12 protein-coding genes and 2 tRNA genes are annotated in these 15988 nt (G+C 65.2%); 6 read left to right on the forward strand and 8 right to left on the reverse strand.

All coding sequences use genetic code 11. The annotated features are described in order from the left end of the window. Positions 1-173: 173 nt before the first annotated feature. From NG701_RS10840 to NG701_RS10850, 3 genes are all read left to right on the forward strand, one after another. Positions 174-2204, forward strand: a complete 2031-nt coding sequence (locus tag NG701_RS10840; RefSeq protein WP_252567322.1) for a TPM domain-containing protein — start codon at positions 174-176, stop codon at positions 2202-2204. Between the two features lie 110 nt (positions 2205-2314). Beyond that, the gene (locus NG701_RS10845) at positions 2315-3100 is read left to right on the forward strand and encodes a PspA/IM30 family protein (RefSeq protein WP_248759829.1); all 786 of its coding nucleotides are present in this window, start codon (positions 2315-2317) and stop codon (positions 3098-3100) included. 129 nt (positions 3101-3229) lie between these two features. Beyond that, positions 3230-4705 (forward strand): cryptochrome/photolyase family protein, encoded by a 1476-nt coding sequence (locus tag NG701_RS10850; RefSeq protein ID WP_252567324.1) that lies wholly within the window; start codon positions 3230-3232, stop codon positions 4703-4705. Here the strand turns inward: NG701_RS10850 and NG701_RS10855 are convergent. The 5 genes from NG701_RS10855 to NG701_RS10875 all read right to left on the reverse strand — a co-directional run bounded on the left by NG701_RS10855 (position 4695) and on the right by NG701_RS10875 (position 10475). Continuing rightward, a complete protein-coding gene (locus tag NG701_RS10855) occupies positions 4695-5627 on the reverse strand; it encodes a cytochrome b/b6 domain-containing protein (protein ID WP_252567326.1) in 933 nt (310 codons plus the stop codon). The genes NG701_RS10850 and NG701_RS10855 overlap by 11 nt on opposite strands. Positions 5628-5757: 130 nt before the next feature. Next, positions 5758-5834, reverse strand: a tRNA-Met gene (locus NG701_RS10860). A 148-nt stretch (positions 5835-5982) separates the two neighbouring features. Next, positions 5983-6056 (reverse strand) — tRNA-Met (locus tag NG701_RS10865). Between the two features lie 80 nt (positions 6057-6136). Continuing rightward, entirely contained in the window at positions 6137-9145 is a 3009-nt protein-coding gene (locus tag NG701_RS10870) for a UPF0182 family membrane protein (protein WP_252567328.1), read from the reverse strand. Between the two features lie 136 nt (positions 9146-9281). Then, entirely contained in the window at positions 9282-10475 is a 1194-nt protein-coding gene (locus NG701_RS10875; RefSeq protein ID WP_374208680.1) for a YlbL family protein, read from the reverse strand. Between the two features lie 131 nt (positions 10476-10606). Here NG701_RS10875 and NG701_RS10880 point away from each other — a divergent pair, with 131 nt between their 5' ends. The 3 genes from NG701_RS10880 to NG701_RS10890 are packed head-to-tail and all read left to right on the forward strand — an operon-like array spanning position 10607 to position 12594. Further along, entirely contained in the window at positions 10607-12028 is a 1422-nt protein-coding gene (locus NG701_RS10880) for a zinc-dependent metalloprotease (protein WP_252567330.1), read from the forward strand. 59 nt (positions 12029-12087) lie between these two features. Continuing rightward, entirely contained in the window at positions 12088-12252 is a 165-nt protein-coding gene (locus NG701_RS10885) for a dihydrofolate reductase family protein (protein ID WP_252567332.1), read from the forward strand. A gap of 24 nt (positions 12253-12276) precedes the next feature. Then, complete coding sequence (locus NG701_RS10890; protein ID WP_252567334.1) at positions 12277-12594, forward strand: dihydrofolate reductase family protein; 318 nt, start codon at positions 12277-12279, stop codon at positions 12592-12594. Here the strand turns inward: NG701_RS10890 and NG701_RS10895 are convergent. The 3 genes from NG701_RS10895 to NG701_RS10905 all read right to left on the reverse strand — a co-directional run bounded on the left by NG701_RS10895 (position 12485) and on the right by NG701_RS10905 (position 15982). Beyond that, on the reverse strand, positions 12485-13108 hold the full coding sequence (locus NG701_RS10895; protein WP_252567336.1) for a dihydrofolate reductase family protein: 624 nt from the start codon (positions 13106-13108) through the stop codon (positions 12485-12487). The two genes, NG701_RS10890 and NG701_RS10895, sit on opposite strands and share 110 nt — an antisense overlap. 130 nt (positions 13109-13238) lie before the next feature. Beyond that, positions 13239-13850: a M48 metallopeptidase family protein gene (locus NG701_RS10900; RefSeq protein ID WP_252567338.1), complete on the reverse strand. Its 612-nt coding sequence runs from the start codon at positions 13848-13850 to the stop codon at positions 13239-13241. After that, positions 13847-15982 (reverse strand): ATP-dependent DNA helicase UvrD2, encoded by a 2136-nt coding sequence (locus NG701_RS10905; RefSeq protein ID WP_252567340.1) that lies wholly within the window; start codon positions 15980-15982, stop codon positions 13847-13849. The genes NG701_RS10900 and NG701_RS10905 overlap by 4 nt, the downstream gene beginning before the upstream one ends. Between the last annotated feature and the right edge of the window lie 6 nt (positions 15983-15988).

Here is a 15988-nt window from a genome sequence, read left to right on the forward strand (position 1 = left end):
CGGGGGTTTCGCTGGTGGCATATTCGCCGCTGTGGACGCACCAAGAGGTGCACCATAGAATCAAAAGGAAATGCCACAGCGACCTGCGGCTTTACACCACGCGTGGGGGCGCTGCTGCATTCTGAGACGCTTATTCGTCCCGAATCGGTGTCAGTCGTGCTGAAGGGTTGCACATGCGGTCAAAGTTCAAACGTATCCTCGCCGTGATCGGCCTGACCGGGCTGCTCGCGGTTCCTGCCGGCGCGGCCTGGGCTGAACCGCCAGTGACCATTCCATCCGGAACGAACATTGTGGATAACGCCAAGGTTCTCGGCGGACGCAGTGGCGAGGTCCAGGAAGCCATCCAGAAGCTCCTGAAGGACCACAAGTACAACCTTTATGTGGTCACAGTGGACTCCTTCGAGAACCCCACGAAGCCGGAGGACTGGGGCAAGGCGGTTGCGACACAAAAGTCCATGGGCAAGGCCGATGTCCTGCTGGCCATCTCGACTGCAGGACAGTTCTACTTTGCGACGGACGCTGCGAGCACCATCAGGTCCAAGCAGTCCACCATCAGCCAGAACGCCGTCACAGCCAATCTTGCGGGCGGCAAGAAGGACTACGCCCAAGCAGCTATTGACACAGCAGCAGCCATTGGCGACGCCGCGGGCGGCGGCAGCGGCAACGTCCCCTCGGGAGACGGCGCCGGCGCAGCTGTGCTCGTTGGCACGGGAGTAGCCGTCGCCGGTGGGGCCGGCGCGTACCTTTACTTCCGCAACAAGCGCAAGAAAGCTGCTTTGGCATCCAGCGCCAGCTACGGCCCCCAGGGCGCCGAGCTCGATCCGCTGGCTTCGCTCAGCATCGACGAACTCCGCCGCAAGAGCGGTTCGCTGATCATCGAGGCTGACGACGCCATCAAATCCAGCGAGCAGGAACTCGGCTTCGCAGAGGCCCAGTACGGCGATGCCGCGGTGGGAAACTTCACCAAGGCCCTGGCCGAAGCCAAAGCCCACATGTCCGAATCCTTCAAGCTCCAGCAGCAGCTTGACGACCACATCCCGGACACGGAAGAACAGCAACGCAGCTGGCTCGGCGAGATCATCCGCCGTTCAGAGGCAGCGCTCGGCTCGCTCCAGGAGCAGAAGGCCGACTTCGACTCGCTCCGCGAGCTCGAGAAGAACGCCCCGCAGGCACTGGCAGCCATCAGCGCCGGAGCCCATGAAGCCGATGCCAAAATCGCCAGCGCCGAACAGTCACTGACGGCTTTGCGAGCCAAGTACGCGGACAGCGCATTGGTTCAGGTCGCTGACAACATTACCCAGGCCAAGGAACGCCTGGACTTTGTGCAGAATGCCACTGCCACTGCCCAGGAGAAGCTCACGGCCGGTGAAGGCAGCCTCGCCGCGGTCGCCGTGCGGGCGTCTGAAGAGAGCCTGCACCAGACCAACGTTCTGCTGGACGCCATCGCCAAGGTGTCCGCCAGCCTGGACGAGGCCCGCAACGGCCTGGAGGCGGCCGTCGTCGAAACCTCCCAGGACCTCGCCCAGGCGAAGGCCATGATCCAATCCGGAGAACACCCTGAACTGGCCGGCCCGGTCGCCGGCGTTGAGGCCGCCCTGGGCCAGGTCAAGGCCGAAATCCAGGGCGGGAAGATCGATCCCATCGCCACCCTGCAGCGCGTTGAAACTGCGCACCAGGCGCTGGACCAGTCCCTCACCGGCATCCGGAACCAGCAGGACCAGGCCCGCCGCGCCCAGGCGTCGCTGCAGCAGACCATTATGTCGGCGCAGGCGCAGATCAGCGCCACCTCGGACTACATCACGGCCCGCCGAGGCGGCGTCGGCACCGAGGCGCGCACGCGGCTCGCAGAGTCCCAGCGCAACCTCGATTATGCGCTGTCCATCTCCCGCAACGATCCCGTCACCGCCCTCACATACGCCCAGCAGGCCCACGCCCTCGCGGCACAGGCAGCGCAGCTGGCCCAGGCCGACGTCGACAACTTTGGTGGCTACGCCAACCAGGGCTTCGGCGGCGGGGGCATGTTCGGCGGTCGCGGCGGAGGCGGTGGCGGCCTCGGGGGCGCCATCCTTGGCGGTATCCTCATCAACTCCATCCTCAACGGCGGCAGCGGCGGCGGCTGGGGCGGTGGCCACAGCGACGGCGGCGGCTGGGGCGGGGACTCCGGCGGAGGGGACTTCGGCGGCGGAGATTCGGGAAGTTTCTGACCCATCAAAGGCTAGGCGTCGGCAGGAACGAACCTGCCGGCGAAAAGAAGCGGTAAACAACTGTTCACTGATCTCAGTGGCCACCATTGAGCAGGACGAAAGGTAACACCATGGTTAAGCAGTCCATTTTCGGCCGGATCGCACAGCTGGCAAAGGCAAACATCAACACTTTGCTGGACAACGCTGAGGATCCGCAGAAGATGCTGGACCAGATGGTCCGGGACTACACAAACAACATTGCGGAGGCCGAATCCGCAGTGGCCCAGACCATCGGCAACCTGCGTATGCTCCAGGATGACTACCGCGAGGACATCAAGAATGCCCAGGACTGGGGCAACAAGGCCCTCGCCGCATCTCGCAAGGCTGACGAATACCGCAGCGCCGGCGACAGCGTAGACGCCGAGAAGTTCGACAACCTCGCGAAGGTAGCGCTGCAGCGCCAGATGTCCGCGGAAAGCGAAGCCAAGGGTGCTGAGCCGAGCATCGCCTCGCAGACCGAGGTAGTGGACAAGCTCAAGTCGGGCCTGGACCAGATGAAGGGCAAGCTCAACGAGCTCACCAGCAAGCGCAACGAGCTGGTTGCGCGCTCCAAGACGGCCGCGGCACAGTCCCAGGTGCATGATGCCATTAAGAGCATCGACTTCATGGATCCCACCAGCGAAGTTGGCCGCTTCGAAGAGAAAATCCGCCGCGAAGAGGCCAAGGTCCGCGGCCAGCAGGAGCTTGCCGCGTCGAGCCTGGACGCCCAGTTCAACCAGCTGGAAGACCTCGGCGAGCAGGTGGAAATCGAAGCACGCCTGGCAGCCCTGAAGTCCGGCGGGGCCAAGCCGGCCATCGGCGCTTCCGGCGCGAGGTCCGAGTCCACAGTCGACGAAGCCGACTTCGACAAGCTGTAGCCAGCCACGTCCGCCGCTGAGCGGGCCAGCCGGGGCCGGGGTTCATCAGGAACCCCGGCCCTTGCCATGCCCGGACAGAACCCGCAACCGGCCGTGCGGCTGCTGTCGCGGATGTGTAGCGTGGAGGCCATGGTCTCCCCCGTCGCATCCTCCATCGTCTGGCTCCGAGATGACCTTCGCCTGGACGATAACCCGGCCCTGTCCCACGCCGTCGAACTCGGCCTGCCGCTTACGGTGGTCTACATTCTCGACGAGGAATCCCCCGGAATCCGTCCCCTGGGAGGCGCGGCCCGCTGGTGGCTGCACCATTCACTGACGTCCCTGGCGGCGGCGCTTGCTGAAGCCGGTTCCATACTCACCCTCAGGCGTGGACCTGCCAGCCACGTGATCCGGGACCTTGCTGCCGAAACCGGCGCGCAGCACGTGCTGTGGAACCGCCGCTACGGCGGTCCCGAGCGGTCCCTGGACGCGGACATCAAAGCCTGGGCGGCGGAGAACGGCATCGAAGCCGCCAGCTTCCAGGCCAACCTGCTTTTCGAGCCGTGGACCATCACCACCGGCAGCGGCGGCCCCTACAAGGTGTTCACGCCCTACTGGCGGGCCTGCACGGCGTCCGGCGAGCCCCGCGAGCCACTGGATGCGCCAGCCGGCCTGCCCTCCCCCGCCGTTGCCTGGTCGAAGAACAAGGCGGGCAGCGACGCGCTGACAGGGTGGTCGCTGCTGCCCGCGTCCCCGGACTGGAGCGGCGGACTCGCTGAGACCTGGGAACCCGGGGAGGCCGGAGCACACAGCAGGCTTGAGGACTTCCTGGACGGGCCCGCACAGGACTACGGCACTGGGCGGGACATTCCCGGTGTGGAAGGCACTTCCAGACTCTCTCCGCACCTCCGTTTTGGTGAAATCAGCCCGTTCCGGGTCTGGCACGAGCTCCGCCGCCGCTTCCCCCGCGAGGCGACGCCCGACGTCGGGATCTTCCGGTCCGAGCTGGGCTGGCGGGAGTTCTGCTGGCAACTGCTTTACGCCAATCCCCAGCTGGCTACGCGAAACTACCGGCCCGACTTCGACCGCTTCGAATGGCAGCAGCCCACCGCGGCGGAACTGGCGGCGTGGGAACAGGGCCGGACCGGCTATCCGCTGGTGGATGCGGGGATGCGGCAGCTGTGGCAGACCGGTTGGATGCATAACCGCGTCCGGATGGCGGCGGCGTCATTCCTCGTCAAGAATCTCCTAGCCGACTGGCGTCTGGGCGAGGCGTGGTTCTGGGACACCCTGGTGGATGCCGATGCAGCCAGCAACCCCGCCAACTGGCAATGGGTTGCAGGCTCGGGCGCCGACGCGTCCCCGTACTTCCGGATCTTTAATCCCGTCACGCAGAGCAAGAAGTTCGACGCCGACGGCCGGTACCTTCGCGAGTTCATTCCGGAACTCGCCCACATGGACCGCAAGGCCATCCACGAACCGTGGAGGCAGCCCGATGTCCAGGGCTACCCCGCGCCCGTGGTGGGACTCCCGGAGTCCAGGGAGCGTGCGCTGGCCACCTACCAGAAGCTTCGGGAGGACCGGCAAGGCCCGGACAACGTCACCGGCCCGGAAATCAGCGGCTGACTTTGCCCATCAGGGAGGCGATGGGGCGAAGGAAGAGGGGACGGGCCAGGAACCAGGCTGCCACCATGGCTGCCACCGAGGCGACGAAGACCCAGAAGCCGACCCAGCCGGCGTCGTCGCTGCCGCCGTACATGTGGTTCAGGTTCCGCAGTGCACCGGTGGCAAGCACCAGGAAGACATGCACCACGATGAACGCCACGAAATAGATCATGACCGGGAAGTGGATGGCCCGCGCCAGCTCAATGGGGTAGGCCTTATTGAGGGCGGTGGCCTTCTTGGGCCAGGCGGAGGACGTCCGGATACCGGAGATGAAGGCAAGCGGTGCGGCGATGAAGACCGTGGCGAAATACGTCAGCAGCTGCAGCGCGTTGTAGTTGACCCAGCCGTTGTCGGTGGGCCAGTTCAACGAGGCGTACTGAAGCGCTGCGGAGAGGGCATTGGGGATAACGTCCCAGCTGGTGGGCACGATCCGCATCCATTGGCCGGTGGCGAACAGCAGAATGGCGAACACCAGGCCGTTGAGGACCCACAGCGCATCCAGCGTCAGATGCAGCCAAAGCTCCAACGTGATCTTGGTGGGCGCGTTCCTGGTCTTGATCAGCCCTTTGTTGTTGCGGGTCCAGTGGCCGCTGGGCCGCGTGGTGGTCCGCACCTGCCAGCCGGTCCGGATGATGAGCAGCAGGAAGAAGCCGTTCAGGAAGTGCTGCCAGGCCAGCCACGCCGGGAATCCGACGGGCGCACCCTCAGGAAGTTCCGAATGGCCCGGATAATCAGCCAGGAACGAGGCCACCGCCGGAAGGCCGGTCATCCACTTGGCCAGCAGCACCACGAGCACCAGCACTACGAGAGCGGCAGGAACACCCCAGTAGAGTCTGGATCTCTTGCCCGTCGAGGAGCCGGGCTTCTTCGTGGGTGTGGACATCGAACAACATTCCTCTCGAGAATGACTGACCAGGTGCTCAAAGGGCTTTGCGAACGAGAATACTAGGAACCAGGAGTAATCGGGCAAAAGAAGACCCCGACCGGCGTAATGCCGGTCGGGGTCTTCTACATGGTTGCGGGGACAGGATTTGAACCTGTGACCTCTGGGTTATGAGCCCAGCGAGCTACCGAACTGCTCCACCCCGCGTCGCAAGATCAAGACTACCGTACTTTGGAGTAGGTAAAAACCAATCGTGATTGAGGGTCCCCACGACGCCGAGGTTGGGTGCCTGGGACGGGTCCGCTTAAACCAAAAAGTCCGGATTCTGTTTCCAGAATCCGGACTTTTTCGCCAGTTGCGGGGACAGGATTTGAACCTGTGACCTCTGGGTTATGAGCCCAGCGAGCTACCGAACTGCTCCACCCCGCGTCGCAAGATCAACTCTACCGTCCGGTGAACGGGAGGCCAAATCCTGGTGGCGTGATGTGCGTCTCGCTGGGTCAAACGCCTTAGTTGCTGGCCGCCGGCGAGGGCGTCGCCGTCGGCGTGGCTTCCGGCGACGGTGTCGCCTCGGGCGATGGCGTCGCCTCAGGGGCCGGCGCCGGGATCTTGCCCTCGGCGTCAATAGCCTTCTGCAGGGCCGCCGCGAGCTTCTTCTGCTCTTCCCCGTAGGCTGCAAAGTCGCCAGCCGCCAGGGCTGCCTGGCCCGCCTTGATGGCGGCGTTGGCCTCATCCAGCGCGGCCTTCAGGTCAGCCTGGGCACCTGCACTCACCGGCGGTGTTGTGCCAGGAACAGGCGGGGTCTGGCCGGTGTTGCCGGAGTCGCCCGCGGCAGCGCCGGAGTCGCCGCCGAAGAGTTGCTTCAGGGCTCCGTCGAGGGTCGGCGCAAAGCCGACCTTGTCGCCGAAGGCCACCAGCACACGCTGCAGGGTGGGGTAGGACGTCTCACCGGTCGACTTGAGGTAAACCGGCTGGACATACAGGATGCCGCCGCCCACAGGCAGTGTCAGCAGGTTGCCGTTGAGCACTTCGGAGGCACCCTGCCGCAGAAGGTTCAAGGCCTGGGACACCGTAGGATCGGAGTTGAACTTGTTCTGGGCCTGGCCTGGCCCGGGAACCTGTGTTTCCGGCGGAATCTGCAGCAGCCTCAGCTTGCCGTAGCTTTCAGCTTTGACGCCCTTCTCGTTTCCGGCGTCAGAGTCGGCGGCCAGGAAGCCATAGAGGACGTTCCGGGCAGTGCCGTTAACGATCTGCGGGATGAAGGATGAGGTGAGCTGGAAGGCCGGCTTTTCCTGGTCAGGCATCTGCAGTGACATATAGAACGGCGGCTGCTTGACTTCCGTATCCACGGTGGGATCGTTCGGCACGCTCCATACTTCGTCACTCTTGTAGAAGCTCACTGGTTCCGTGACGTGGTAGCGGCCCAGGAGCTCCCGCTGCACCTTGAACAGGTCTTCCGGGTAACGGACGTGGCTCATGACATCGCCGGACATCTCCGAGTACGGCTTCACGGACGCGGGGAAAACTTTCTGCCAGGCCTTCAGGACGGGATCCTGATCGTCCCATGCATAGAGGGTCACCGAGCCGTCATAGGCGTCGACCGTGGCCTTGACCGAGTTCCTGATGTAGTTCACCGAGCTGTTCGGCAGGGCAACCGTCCGGCCTGAAGTGGTCTGGGAGTCCGCGGTGGCAGCCGAGAGCTGCTCCTGCTGCGAGTACGGGTAGTACTGGCTGGTAGTGTACCCGTCCACGATCCACTTGACGCGGCCGTCAACAACGGCCGGATAGGAGTTGCCGTCAACGGTGAGGTACGGGGCAACCTTCTCCACGCGGTCACGCGGACTGCGGTCGTACAGGATCTGGGATTCTGCGTTAACTCCGTCGGAGAGGAGGAGGTCCGAGGACTGGAACTTGATGGAGTACAGGACCTTGTTGAAGAAGCTGCCCACGTTGGGCCCGCCGTTGCCGGTGAAGGTGTACTGGGTTTCCCCGTCCCCTTCCTTGCCGGAAGGCCTGTCCTGTTCGCGGTGCGGTGATCCCGCAGGCGCCCCGACAATGGAGTACTCCGGGGAGTCTTCGCCGAAGTAGATCCGCGGCTCGTAGGTGGAGTCATCGCCAAGTACACCGGTGGACGGGATACCCGACTGGAGGAACTCCGGCTTGCCGTCGACGGTGAACTTGTTGCCCTTGGCCGCCACCACGCCGTAGCCGTGGGTGTAGACGACGTGCTGGTTGAGCCAGCCCTGCTGGTTGGTGGCAACGTTCGCCGGGTTCAGCTCGCGCACGGCGATGACCGTGTCCTGGATCTTGCCGTCAACCTCGTAGCGGTCGACGTTCAGTGCCTCCGGGAACTGGTAGTACGGGCGGTACTGCTCCAGCTGGGAGAACGCATCGGAGATCAGGTTGGGGTCCAGGAGCCGGATGTTGGCCGTGGTCTGGGCGTCCGGGGCCAGCGCCCCGGTGCTGGCAGTGTTCGTCGCGTCATAGCGGTCCACCTGAATCTGGTCCAGGCCGTATGCCGCCCGAGTCATTTCGATGTTGCGCTGGATATAGTCCTTCTCCAACGTCTGCTCGGAAGGCCGCACCTGGAACTGCTGGATAACCCACGGGTACACGCCGCCGGCCAGGATCGAGGTGATGATCAGCATGGCCGTGCCGATGACCGGCAGGCGCCAGCGGCCGATGACCGCCGCAACGATGAAGAGGATGGCCACCAAGCCTGCCGCCACGGCGAGGATCGCCTTGGTGGGGATCACGGCGTTCACGTCCGTATACAGTGCACCGGCCCAGCGCCCGCCGTTACCCTGCAGGGCGGCGTAGCGGTCCAGCCAGAAGTTTGCGCCGAGCAGGATCAGGAAGGCTGCGCCGGTTACCGCGAGGTGGATCTGTGCCGCGCGGCTGGTGAACACGCCGCGTTCCATCAGCCGGATGCTGCCGTAGAGGTAGTGCGTGAGGATTCCGGCGATGCCGGCCACCACAACCACGCTGATCAGGAAGCCTGTGACGAATCCCAGGAACGGAAGGGTCATGAGGTAGAAGCTGATGTCCAGGCCGAACTCAGGATCGCTCTGGCCGAACGGTTCCTGGTTGAAGAACAACAGCACTTTCTGCCATTGGCTGGCCGCGGCGCTGCCCGCGAACAGTCCGAACAGGATGGGCAGGCCCACCATAACGACGCGGCGGACCGGTTCAAGCTGGGCCTGGTAGCGATTCAGGTTGTCGCGCATCTCGGAGTCCGGCGCGTACACGGGCCGTGCGTGGTAGGCAACCCGGATGGCAAAAAAGACGGCCAGGAACATAAGCGCGAAGCCGGCGAGGAAGATCCCGATCCGCGAGAGGTTTTCTGTCACAAACACTTCGAAGTAGCCGAGCTGCCGGTACCAGAGGACGTCAGTCCATACGTTGGCGAAGAAGATGAAGCCCACCACTGCGATGGCAACAACAATCAGCGTGGGCGTTAGGGCCCCGCGTCGCGAGGGGGGTCTTCCGGGCGGGATGGGGCTGGTAGGACGGGACAAACTCGGTACCTCATAGCTGGTCGTCAGGTTTACATGAGAAGCGTGCGTGCGGTTGACGTCCGGCACCGGTCAAGCGTGTGGCAACGTCCGTCATATCTGCCACGAGTGGCGGTAAAGCTTAGTTCCTGGCCTCAGTCTAGTTGCTGGCGCAGACCGGCAAAGCGCCCGGGTCCTGCCCGGATCCGGCGAGTTCGACGGCGTGACGCGCCTCTGCGATGTTCTCCACTTTGAGCACCTGCAGTCCCTCCGGCACATGGCCCACAACTTCGTCGCAGTTTTCTGCCGGGGCGAGGAATACGGTGGCTCCCCCGGCACGCGCGCCCAGCATCTTCTGCCGGATGCCGCCGATGGGACCTACGGTGCCGTCGGGGGTGATGGTCCCCGTTCCGGCGACATGTTTGCCGCCTGTCAGGTCCCCCGGCGTCACGGTGTCGATGATGCCAAGCGAAAACATCAGCCCGGCACTGGGTCCGCCAACCTTGTCCAGTGAAATCTTCACGTCGAACGGAAACGTGAACAGGTACTTGAGCATGACTCCGAGAATGTAGCGGCCCGCACCGTTGTTCATGGGGGTGATGGTCTGTGTGACGGATTCCCCTGCGCGCTGCACCACCAGGGTGGCCGGTGCTCCCTGGCCGGCGGCCAGTTCCTCCTGCACCACGGCGAGCGATGTGATGGGTTTGCCGTTGATCGATTCGAAGATGTCGCCGTTTTCAACCTTGCCGGCGGACGGCGAACCACCGGGCAGCCCCGCGGCCTGGAGCTGCTGGCCGAAGGGAATGTCGAGCTCCTTGAGTGCTGATGCCACCGCATTCTCCTGCGACGACGTCATGGCCACGGAGCTCTGCTCGTCGGCCTCCTCCTTTGTGGTGCCACTGGGGTAAAGCAGCTCCACCGGGTGAACGGACTTGGACCCGTCCAGCCAGGCGGTGAAGGCACCCAGGACGCTCACCGGGCCGTTGGGGCCGCCATCGACATAAACGGTGGTCAGGTCCAGATTTCCCTTGGCGGGATAGGTTTCGTGGCCCGTCACGCTGATGACAGGGCTGCCCTGGCTCTGGCCGATTGTGTTGAAGGTGGGTCCGGGGGATTCCACAACATAAGGCACCGGGACGGTGACGGCCGCGATCCCCAGACCCAGCGCCAGGACGCCGGAAAGCATCATCACGGACACCCGCCGGTCCCCCGGCGGGGAGCTGCGGGGGGCATTCTGCCCTGTTGGCGGGGGGCCGGCTACACCTGTTCCGGGCGCTGCGGCACTCGCTGTGGTGCCGGCGTCGAGCTCTGGAGCGTGGTCCTCTTGCGGATGATCGCCGCGGGTTGTAGTCACTGAATCAACACTACGCGGTGCCGCCCCCGGCCAGCTCTTTGCCTACAGCGAACGTGACGCCTGTCCGGCAGACAGCCGCCCCTGCCCGGGGTACCGTGAAGTGAACAGTCACACCGACGATCGGCGGGATCATGACCTCCAACCCACTCAATCCGTCCAACGGCGACGATACGCCAAAGGATCCGTTGACCGAGATGCTGCAGAACCTGATGGGCGGCAAGGGCATGGAAAACTTCGACCCCGCCGAACTCGCAAAGGCAGCCGGCCTGCCGAACGACCCCAATCTTTTGGCCCAGATGTTCTCCCAGGTCCAGGCCATGATGAGCGCCCCTTCCGAAGGGCCCGTCAACTGGCAGCTCGCGCACGAGAACGCCCGCCGGGTTGCCGCCAGCAGCGCCGACCCGTCCGTCACGTCCCTGCAGACCCGCGAAGTCGACGAGGCCCTGCGGCTGGCCGAACTGTGGCTCGATCCCGTGACCGACCTGCCTGCCACCGGCCTGATCGGCCGTGCGTGGTCGCGTGCCGAGTGGGTGGAAGCCACCCTTGGAACGTGGAAGCGGCTGACCGAGCCCGTAGCCAACAGCATCGCCAACGCGCTCTCCAGCGCCATGACCGAACAGATGCCCGAAGAGATGAAGTCCATGATGGGCGGGGCTTCGTCCATGCTGCAGAACATGGGCGGCGCGATCTTTGGGATGCAGCTGGGGCAGGCGATCGGCGCCCTGTCCGCCGAGGTAGTCAGCTCCACTGACATCGGTGTTCCCCTGGCCGACCTGGAAATGGCCCTCTTGCCGGCCAATGTGACCAAGTTCGGGGAAGGCCTGAGCCTGCCGGAGAACGACATCCGGCTGTTCCTGGCCGTCCGCGAGGCAGCCCATGCGCGGCTGTTTGTCCAGGTTCCCTGGCTGCGCGGCCACTTGCTCGGCGCCATCGAGGCCTACGCCCGCGGCATCCATATCGACACTTCCAGGATTGAAGAGCTGGCCCGCGACCTGGACCCCAGCAACCCTGAAGGCATCCAGGAGGCGCTGTCCCAGGGTGTCTTTATGCCGCAGCGGACCCCTGCTCAGGAGCAGGCGCTTGAAAAACTTGAGACGGCCCTGGCCCTCGTTGAAGGCTGGGTGGACGAGCTCACCGCTTCGGCCACAGAGAAGCTGCTGCCGTCCGCCGGTGCGCTCCGGGAAACAGTCCGGCGACGCCGTGCCACCGGCGGTCCGGCGGAACACGCTTTCTCTTCCCTGGTGGGACTCGAACTGCGCCCCCGCCGCCTGCGCGAGGCTGCCACGCTGTGGGCCACGCTGAAGGACGAACGGGGCATTGCCGGACGCGATGCCATCTGGCAGCACCCGGACCTCCTCCCCACCGCCGAGGACCTCGATGACCCGCAGGGGTTCAGTGGCCGCCGCCAGCTGGCCGAGGCCAGCGACAGCGAAGTGGACGACGCCCTGCAGAAGCTGCTGAGCGGCGGCTTCGACAACGCGCCGCAGGATGATTCCGACGGCCGTGACGACGGCGACCAGCCCACCGGCGACGGTGAGCAGCCCAAGGGTTAGCCGGACCGCACGGTACGACGGCGGCCGCGCCGCCTGTCGTCGCCACTGGAGGTGTTCGAATGCGCAAGATCATCCTGATGATGTCGGTGTCTTGGGACGGATTCTTCGAGACGATCGACCGGGACATCAGCTGGCACCTGGTGGATGACGAACTCCTCCGCCACTTGAACGGGCAGTTCCGGACTACCGGGCCTTCATGTTCGGGCGCGTCACCCATGAGCTGATGGCCGGTTACTGGCCCACTGCCGATGCGGCACGGCCTGATCGACGAACTCCGAATTCTCGTCCATCCCGTGGTTCTGGGGCAGGGCCGGCCCCTGTTCGAGGCCCCTGATGTCCGGATGGACCTCAGGCTCGAGGGGACACGGACGTTCGGCAACGGCGTGGTACCGCTCAAACTACTCGCGCGACGGCGCCTAGGGTGTTGCGCCCTACGTCGTGGAACGCAGCTTCAACCTAGCCTGCCTGGTCGCTGGCCGACATATCGCCGACGCCAGGCGTGCCACCGGCGAGCGCGTAGCGCTGCAGGACCGCACCCTTCGGTGAGGCGACGACCGGCTCGATGAGTCTGAGGTTCGTCGGAACCACCCCGTCGGCGAAGACCTTCTTTCCACCGCCGAGGAGGATCGGATACACCCACAGCGTGAGCCGGTCAAAGAGCCGCTCGGCGAACAGGGTCTGCACGAAGTCGAGACTGCCAACGACGTGGATGTTCGCGTGACGGTCGCGCAGTTCGCGCACGGCAGCGACGACATCAGGACCCAGCAGTGTGGAGTCGGCCCACTCGAGGGCCGACAATTGGCGCGAGGCCACGTATTTCGGGAGGCGGTTGAACAGCCGCGCAATTCCCCCGTCCGCGTCCGGCCAGTATGCGGCGAAGATGTCGTAGGTCCGTCGCCCAAGCAGCAGCGCGTCCATCCCCGCCATCCCGGAGTCGACCTGCTCGCCGACGATTTCGTCTAGGAGGGGCGCCTGCCAGCCGCCAAACGCGAAGCCGCCGTCAGCGTCCTCGTCCGGCCCGCCGGGCGCCTGCGCGACGCCGTCGAGCGTGGTGAACAGGTCGATATGGATGAGTCCCATGCCGTGCTCTTTTCCCTGTTGCCCGTCGCCCCGGCGACGGGATCACTTCGAGGCTGACATTTGATCCCCCTGCGAAGCAACCATTTTCCCCGGCTCGACCCGAGCATTAGGCGAAGGTTAGGAGACACGCCTAATCGGCGTCGCCCGGGTTTGAATCATTGCTGCCCGCGGTCAGGCCCCGGGAGGTGGCGAACGAGACGCCTTCCAGGAAGGCCTTGGCCCGCATCGTGTCGGGGTAGGCCTCCAACAGCTTCCAGAACGCGGCGTTGTGCCCGGCCACCAGCAGGTGCGCGAGCTCATGCAGCAGGACGTAGTCGATGACCCACTGCGGCATGGGCCGGAGCTTGTCGGAGAGCCGGATGGATCCTTCCGACGGCGTTGCGGAGCCCCAGCGCGAGTTCTGGTTGCTGACCCAGCGGACCGACGTCGGGACTGCCCTGCCGCCGAAGTACCGGGCCGAAAGGGCTGCGGCGTGGGCAGCCAGGGCAGTATCAGTGGCTGGCTGTTTACTTCCTTTGCGGGAGCGCCGCTCCCCCTGGCGGTGCAGCTTCTCCAGCATGCGGTGCACCCATTCAGACTCCTGCGCGGCGGTAAACCGGGCCGGAATGGCCACCACGGCCGTCCCGTTCTCCCAGAAGGCAGCCACGGTCCTGGTCCGGCGGGCCGACCGCCGCACTTCAACCGGTGAGCCGTCCGCCGTGGTGACGGGGAGGGTGTCCTGTCCTGCCGGCCGGCGGGTCACAGGGTGGTACTTTCGACGAGCACCCGCAGCACGTCTTCGCCGTAGCGTTCCAGTTTGGACGGACCCACGCCGGCCAGCGCCGCCAGTTCCTCCAGTGTGGACGGTTTGGCCTCTGCGATGGCCGTCAGCGTGGCATCGGTGAAGACCACAAACGCCGGCACCTCGGCCGCCAGCGCAATTTCCTTCCGCCACTGCCGAAGGGCATCGAACGTCTGTTCTTCGTAACTGGGAGGACAGCCGTTGCAGCGGCCCACCTTCCGTTCGGCGCCGCTGGCCAGCATGCTCCCGCAGACCCTGCAGGTGGCGGGGGCCGCCGATTTCCGGCGCGGCGCCAGCCCTTTTCCGCGGGCGCTGGAGCTGGCCACCGAGTTGGGCCGGAGCCCGTCGAGGAAGCGGGAGGGTTTGCGGTTGGCCCGGCCGCCGGGCGTGCGTGCCGTGGACCAGGAAAGCGACAGGTGCTCGCGGGCACGCGTGATGCCCACGTAAAGCAGGCGGCGCTCCTCATCCACGGCTTCGGGTGTGTCCGCAAAGGAGATGGGCATCAGGCCTTCGCAGAGGCCCACCAGGAACACAGCGTCCCATTCGAGACCCTTCGCGGCGTGAAGCGAAGCCAGTGTCACGCCCTGGACAGTGGGAGCATGCTGCGCGAGGGACCGCTCCTGGAGTTCATTAACGAAGTCACCCAGACTGAACTGCTCGCCGCGGACGTGGACCAGTTCGTCCGCGAGCGCCACCAGCGCTGCCAGGGACTCCCAGCGTTCGCGCAGCGCGCCGCCGTTATGGGGCGGGGCGTCCGTGTAGCCCAGCGAGGCCACGATATCGCGGACCAGCTGGCCGAGCGGTTCCGGCGTCGCGGTTTCAGCAACGGCCCGGGTCGCCGCGCGCAGCTGAAGGATGGCGTCGCGCACTTCCTTGCGGGCGAAGAACCGTTCACCGCCACGGAGCTGGTAACTGATCCCGGCCGCAGCGAGCGCCTGTTCGTAAGCCTGGGACTGCCCGTTTGTGCGGAAAAGGACAGCGATCTGGCTCGCCGGAGTGCCGGCGTCGAGCAGTTTCTGGATCTTGATGGCGACCGTGGCGGCTTCGGCTTCATCGTCGGAGCACTCGGTGAACTGCGGGACGGGCCCCGCCGGCCGCTGGGCCACCAGCTGCAGCGGAGCCGCCCAGGCGGCATCGGCCACCGGCCCGCCGCCACGCCGTGCGGCCAGGAGATCGTTGGCCAGCTTGACCACCTGCGGCGTGGAACGGTAATCCCGGATCAGTTTCACCACATTAGCCTCGGGGTACTGGGCCTTGAATCCCAGCAGGTGTTTGGGCGAAGCGCCGGTAAACGAGTAGATCGTCTGGCTCGCATCGCCCACAACGCACAGCTCGTCCCGCCCGCCCAGCCACAGCTCCAGGAGGCGCTGCTGCAGCGGCGAAACGTCCTGGTACTCATCCACCACAAAATGCCGGTACTGCTCGCGGACGGTGGCCGCGACTTTCTGGTCCTCCTGCAGGATCCCCACCGTGATCAGGAGTACGTCCTCAAAATCAATGACGTTGCGGTCGGTCTTGACGTCCTCATAGGACTGGAAGACCCGGGCGACGGCGGTGAGGTCGAACCCGCCCGGGGTTCCCCTGCCCTGCGCGTTCTCCAGGTAGTTGGCAGGGGTCAGCATGGAGACCTTGGCCCATTCGATTTCGGAGGCGAGGTCCCGGATGGACGCGCGGTCAGTGCTGAGCCGCAGGCGGCGGGACGCTTCGGCGATCATCTGGGCCTTGTGGTCCAGCAGGTTGGGCAGCGTGCCGCCGACCGCCTGCGGCCAGAAAAACTGCAGCTGCCGCAAGGCGGCGGCGTGGAAGGTGCGCGCCTGGACATTGCCCACGCCAAGGTCCCGCAGCCTGCTGCGCATTTCCGCGGCGGCCCGGGCGGTGAACGTCACGGCGAGGAGCCGCTGGGAACTGTACACCCCTGAGTGCACGCCATAGGCAATCCGGTGCGTAATGGCCCGGGTCTTGCCGGTGCCGGCACCGGCAAGGACGCACAGCGGCCCATTCAGCGTGCTGGCGACCTCGCGCTGTTCAGCGTCAAGTCCCCCAAGGATTCGTTCCTCAAGGGACTCGGCACTGTCAAAATTCTCTGTGGTCACTTCTGC

Source organism: Pseudarthrobacter cellobiosi (genome assembly GCF_023913815.1).
GTDB classification, from domain to species: Bacteria; Actinomycetota; Actinomycetes; order Actinomycetales; family Micrococcaceae; genus Arthrobacter; species Arthrobacter cellobiosi.

Excerpts from the sequence above, each read along its gene's own strand:
- NG701_RS10840 (WP_252567322.1), top strand. The coding sequence starts at position 174 with ATGCGGTCAAAGTTCAAACGTATCCTCGCCGTGATCGGCCTGACCGGG.
- NG701_RS10880 (WP_252567330.1), top strand. The coding sequence starts at position 10,607 with ATGACCTCCAACCCACTCAATCCGTCCAACGGCGACGATACGCCAAAG.
- NG701_RS10850 (WP_252567324.1), top strand. The coding sequence starts at position 3,230 with ATGGTCTCCCCCGTCGCATCCTCCATCGTCTGGCTCCGAGATGACCTT.
- NG701_RS10885 (WP_252567332.1), top strand. The coding sequence starts at position 12,088 with ATGCGCAAGATCATCCTGATGATGTCGGTGTCTTGGGACGGATTCTTC.
- NG701_RS10855 (WP_252567326.1), bottom strand. The coding sequence starts at position 5,627 with ATGTCCACACCCACGAAGAAGCCCGGCTCCTCGACGGGCAAGAGATCC.
- NG701_RS10845 (WP_248759829.1), top strand. The coding sequence starts at position 2,315 with ATGGTTAAGCAGTCCATTTTCGGCCGGATCGCACAGCTGGCAAAGGCA.
- NG701_RS10890 (WP_252567334.1), top strand. The coding sequence starts at position 12,277 with ATGCGGCACGGCCTGATCGACGAACTCCGAATTCTCGTCCATCCCGTG.
- NG701_RS10895 (WP_252567336.1), bottom strand. The coding sequence starts at position 13,108 with ATGGGACTCATCCATATCGACCTGTTCACCACGCTCGACGGCGTCGCG.